Origin of the sequence: Gilliamella sp. Nev3-1 (assembly GCF_001690435.1) — a bacterium.
In the GTDB taxonomy this organism is placed as follows: domain Bacteria; phylum Pseudomonadota; class Gammaproteobacteria; order Enterobacterales; family Orbaceae; genus Gilliamella; species Gilliamella apicola_C.
Genome location: NZ_LZHN01000079.1, coordinates 1 through 4,068, shown reverse-complemented (window position 1 = coordinate 4,068; position 4,068 = coordinate 1). Strand labels below are relative to the sequence as shown.

Annotated in this window: 3 protein-coding genes and 1 pseudogene; all 4 read left to right on the top strand. The window is 41.1% G+C overall.

Annotation, left to right across the window (positions count from 1 at the left end; translation table 11 throughout):
• A partial coding sequence (locus A9G40_RS13060) for an RHS repeat-associated core domain-containing protein (RefSeq protein WP_218058032.1) occupies window positions 1–2,235 on the top strand: 2,235 nt, incomplete at its 5' end.
• A 2-nt stretch (window positions 2,236–2,237) separates the two neighbouring features.
• The gene (locus tag A9G40_RS13055) at window positions 2,238–3,014 is read left to right on the top strand and encodes a hypothetical protein (RefSeq protein ID WP_065583374.1); all 777 of its coding nucleotides are present in this window, start codon (window positions 2,238–2,240) and stop codon (window positions 3,012–3,014) included.
• A gap of 215 nt (window positions 3,015–3,229) precedes the next feature.
• A complete protein-coding gene (locus tag A9G40_RS13050; RefSeq protein WP_065583373.1) occupies window positions 3,230–3,664 on the top strand; it encodes a hypothetical protein in 435 nt (144 codons plus the stop codon).
• A gap of 53 nt (window positions 3,665–3,717) precedes the next feature.
• A pseudogene (locus A9G40_RS13045) lies at window positions 3,718–3,940 on the top strand (transposase); the annotation flags it as partial.
• Window positions 3,941–4,068 lie beyond the last annotated feature (128 nt).

The following is a 4,068-nucleotide window of genomic DNA, read 5'->3' as shown; positions in this document are numbered from 1 at the left end:
GAAAAGCAGCGTGAAACGTGCTACGAATATCATGACAACACCATGCTGATTAAACGCATTCGTTATCCCGACAACAGTTATAGCGAATACTTCTATGACAATGTGCATGGTGAAATTAGCGACATTATTAATGCCAATGGCGACCATTATCATATTGATTACACGCCGAGTGGCAAAGTAAAAACAGAAAAACTGTTTGATGGGCGCTATATCGTTTGGGATTATGATGCTAATGACCAGATAATCAAGCGAACAGAATACGGCGATACTCGACAAGACGACACCGCCTTAATCACCACCTATGAGCGTGACCATTGCGGACGGTTAACTGCCCGTATATTGCCTGATGGACAAAAGGTCACCTACCACTATGATGGATTTGGTCGACTCAATGAGGTGGACGATGGCAAATGGCCACTGGTATGGCAATACGACAAATGTGGACGCATCACGCAAGAGCACCAAGGCTTTAGTAGTCAATATTTTGATTATGACCAAGCGGGACGCTTATTTAGAATGCGCCTGCCTGATGGTAACATCTTAACCCACTATTACCGAGGTGATGAAGTCAGCCAAATCGACCTAAACGGTCAAACACTATCGACCCACCGCTGGCAGGAAGGCAATGAAATTGCCCGTAGCATGGGGCGATTTGGCGAACTCAATTGTCATCAGCAATTTGATAGCCGTGGTCGATTGCTTAATCAAAAAGTCAGGGTCAAAGACAGCCTGAATAAACCGATTGAACGTCATTACCAATATAATGTTGCCGGTGAGCTCACCCAAATGACCGACAACTACAAAGGGGTAAAAACCTTCACCCACGACTTAAAAAGCCGACTCAGTAGCGCTAGCCACCAACCTTATAGCCAAGGACAGTTACCGGATGAGCTGAGCTATAAAGGCTATCATGAGCACTTTTATTTTGACGGAGCCGATAACTTACTGGGCAGTGAAAAGCCACTTGATGAATTAAAACACGCATCACCTACTGCCAAAACCCATGGCACCCCCAAAGCACCCTGCCCCCACAGCAACAAGCTCAAGGCTAACCGCTTATTGATTCAAGGTGACCGCCATTATCAGTACGACCAATACGGCAATGTGATTCGAGAGTTACGCGGTAAACGGCAACATACTGAACACCAATTTAAATGGAATGGGCAACATCAGCTTATTGAATTTAAAAAAATCCGCCACTACTGGGACGAAAACGACAAAGACTTTCATCAAACGGTAGAAACCGTACACTGTTATGAGTATGACGCCTTTGGTCGCCGAATCAGCAAAACCGACATGCAAACGGGCGATAAAACACTCTTCTTCTGGCAAGGTGAAAACCTTATTACGGAATGCCACGCCGATGATGCGGACTTTAGTGTAGAGGTAATCCGTAATGAACACACCAAAGCCCTAGACTACCGCTGCATCAGTTACATTTACGAGCCGGGCAGCACCGGCTTTAGGCCGATGGCGCAGTTAGTCGGTCGTGGACGAGGTGGGCAAATCTACTACTACCTCAACGACCAGCTCGGCACCCCGCAAGAGCTCATAACCGCGAATGGTGACATTGTCTGGAGTGGTGTTTACAAATCCTATGGCAACCTTGCCATAGAATACCGCACCGTACCACAAAACCTGCGCTTTCAAGGGCAGTATTTTGACGAGGAGTCAGGGTTACACTATAATCGCTACCGCTATTACGACCCGTACACCGCCCGCTACATCAGCCAAGACCCTATCGGACTGGTTGGTGGTGAAAATGCCTATAGCTATGTTCCAGACCCACTGGCTTGGATTGACCCATTGGGGTTGACAAAAATTTGCCCTGTCCGAGAAGTGAATGGAACAAAAATATATGGAAAAGGACAAGTTGATAGCACACCAGGGCATGACCAGTTTTCAGAGGCTATTGCCAATAAACTGGCAATGTCTGGTCAGTTCACCGAAATATATTTAAATCGCTCTTATAACATGGCTTTAAAAACAAAAGCAAGTGCACGCAGACCTGATATTATGGCTATCGATAAAAATGGGAAAGTGCATGCGATAGAGATAGCCTCTAAAACGGATAGACGTAAATTAGATCTATTATTTGATCGTAATGAAGAGGCTATGGAGAAATTAGGGATCTATAGAGAGGGTGCTATTTCTCTATTTGAACATCCATATAATGCGAGGGATATAAAACATCGGTTAGATTTATTAATTAAAGGTATAAAAGAGGGAAATTAGCTATGTACAGTGGCATTGTTTTGTATAATACAGAAAATATTTCACCGAATATTGCGTTAGAGTTTGCTGAAACACTATTTTCGGCATTAAATACTCCTATTACAGAGGCTAGTTATATTAAACCAATAATAAGGAAGACCTACAGTGATTTTAATTTTGTTAATATATCCCTAAAGGGATTAAAACGTAAAATAAATCTACAGGAGGCTACCTCTTTTGATGTATTGAATGTATTAAACGATACTTGTTATCTACGTTTGGTTTATCATACAAAAAACTTTGGAAGCCGTGACGAGATTTATATTTTATATGATAATAAACTAGATCATGATGGTATTGTTTTGGAATTGATAAAAAACTTTGCACGTCAAAACTATTTTTCTTATGGCATAAAATTTACGGGATGTAAGACTATAGGTGGTGCAACTGAGTATGCAGGAGGTTTCAATTATACTATTATATATCCTTATGAAAAATATTATTTTTTACGTGACAAAAAATTATTAAATGGCAATAAGCGACTTAGGATGATTTATACCACTAATATTATTAATTGCTATCATTTAGAGATTGGTGTAGATAATACCACGTTGAAAGATTGGATATTAAGTAATACAAGCCATGGTACACTTGAAGAATTAAGTGATAAATTGTGGTTATGGCAGGTTCCCGAGAACGAACTTGATAATATCAACAATTTTCTTGGCGAATTAGATTTATTAGCATCATGGAAATTACCCACACCAGAGCCAGAAAAACCTAGACGCAGGCTACCTTAAAATAGAATAATTGACGACTAATAAGCAACCGTGCTTATATCAAATCCTTGCATTAAAACAGCAAGGATTGCCCTTTTTACTCTATCATTTTACACCACTTAAAAAATCAAATAAAATCAATACGTTTTCTGAACAACTCTTATAAAAAACAATAACTTTTTAGCCTACCCAAAGGCTGTTTTTGATACATATATCAGTACGACCAATACGGCAATGTGATTCGAGAGTTACGCGGTAAACGGCAACATACTGAACACCAATTTAAATGGAATGGGCAACATCAGCTTATTGAATTTAAAAAAATCCGCCACTACTGGGACGAAAACGACAAAGACTTTCATCAAACGGTAGAAACCGTACACTGTTATGAGTATGACGCCTTTGGTCGCCGAATCAGCAAAACCGACATGCAAACGGGCGATAAAACGCTGTTCTTCTGGCAAGGTGAAAACCTTATTACGGAATGCCACGCCGATGATGCGGACTTTAGTGTAGAGGTAATCCGCAATGAACACACAAAAGCCCAAGACTACCGCTGCATCAGTTACATTTACGAGCCGGGTAGCACCGGCTTTAGACCGATGGCGCAGTTAGTCGGTCGTGGACGGGGTGGACAAATCTACTACTACTGTAACTATCCCCTAAAATAGTACAGCCAAAAAGTAGAAAATTCTCTATGATAAAAGTAAAAGAGGATTTAATTATGAAAAAAATGACTGAACATCAAATCGTCGCTATTTTAAAAGAAGCTGAAGCAGGTATTCCTGTCAAGGAACTCTGTCGCAAATATGGCATGGGTAATTCAACTTTCTATAAGTGGCGAGAAAAATACGGCGGTATGGAAACGTCGGATATTAAACGCTTAAAGGAGCTGGAGGCTGAAAACTGCAAGCTTAAGCAGATGTTTGCCGAACTGAGCTTAAAATCCCAGCTTCAGGAAGAAATCATAAAAAAGCTTTAGTGCCAACAGGGGCACGTAAAACGTGGGCACAGCAACTACAACAAAATCATTCAGTTACTATTGCTATGAGTTGTGCCATTGTTGGTTTAAGCC

Bases quoted from the DNA above. Each gene is read 5' to 3' on its own strand.
- A9G40_RS13055 (WP_065583374.1), top strand. From the start codon at position 2,238: ATGTACAGTGGCATTGTTTTGTATAATACAGAAAATATTTCACCGAAT.